At 48.7% G+C, this 1,149-nt stretch carries 1 protein-coding gene; it reads right to left on the bottom strand.

The genetic code is table 11. From position 1 onward, the window contains the following. Positions 1–967 precede the first annotated feature (967 nt). On the bottom strand, positions 968–1,149 hold a 182-nt coding region (locus ORD22_RS15120), incomplete at its 5' end, for a hypothetical protein (RefSeq protein WP_317646969.1).

Raw genomic sequence — 1,149 nt, 5'->3', positions numbered from 1 at the left:
ATAGGAAGAGCGCCTATCCGTCTTATTGCTCCGCCTACCGCTTGTAAGGCGCCTTCGTTTAGTGTGGAAAAGCAAGTAGCATAGTACGTTGAAGTCTAAAAGTGAATTTTACTATGTACCAAAGCTTACCAAAACTACACTGTACTCACCAGCGAAGGCACAACTGCGGGGTCAGCCGGAGCCATGAGACAGCTAGCGTTCTTTGCTAGTTGGCTCATGGCGGGAGGCAATCCCCCACGTGCCGAAGCGGTGATAGGAAACCAACCTTTACTAACTTTAGTACCGTAAAAAAGTCGCGCTACGACACATTACAAACTAGTAGTAAGTTCAAGCCACATCTATCCGTTTTTGTATGTAGTGAAGTAATTCGTCACTGTACTCACCAGCGAAGGCACAACTGCGGGGTCAGCCGGAGCCATGAGACAGCTAGCGTTCTTTGCTAGTTGGCTCATGGCGGGAGGCAATCCCCCACGTGCCGAAGCGATGATAGGAAACCAACCTTTACTAACTTTAGTACCGTAAAAAAGTCGCGCTACGACACATTACAAACTAGTAGTAAGTTCAAGCCACATCGATCCGTTTTTGTATGTAGAGAAGTAATTCGTCACTGAACCCACTGCGGCGCTGGCGGATGGCTCCCGCAATAAGCCAGATAGGAAGAGCGCCTATCCGTCTTATTGCTCCGCCTACCGCTTGTAAGGCGCCTTCGTTTCGTGAGGGAAAGTAAGTAGCATTGGACGTTGAAGTCTAAAAGTGAATTTTACTAAGTACCAAAGCTTACCAAAACTACACTGTACTCATTAGCGTAGGCACAACTGCGGGGTCAGCCGGAGCCATGAGACAGCTAGCGTTCTTTGCTAGTTGGCTCATGGCGGGAGGCAATCCCCCACGTGCCGAAGCGATGTTAGTAAGCCGACCTTTACTAACTTCAGTAACATAAAAAAGTCGAGCAACGACACAATACTAACTAGTAGTAAGTCCCAGACACTTCAATCCGCTTCTGTATGTAGTGAAGTGATTCGTCACTGAACCCACTGCGGCGCTGGCGAATGGCTCCCACAATAAGCCAGATAGGAAGAGCGCCTATCCGTCTTATTGCTCCGCCTACCGCTTGTAAGGCGCCTTCGTTTAGTGTGGAAAAGCAAGTAG

Origin of the sequence: Sporosarcina sp. GW1-11, assembly GCF_033088395.1 — a bacterium.
Classification (GTDB): domain Bacteria; phylum Bacillota; class Bacilli; order Bacillales_A; family Planococcaceae; genus Sporosarcina.
The sequence above is the reverse complement of the archived record's forward strand: the minus strand, read 5'-3'. Positions and strand labels throughout refer to the sequence as shown.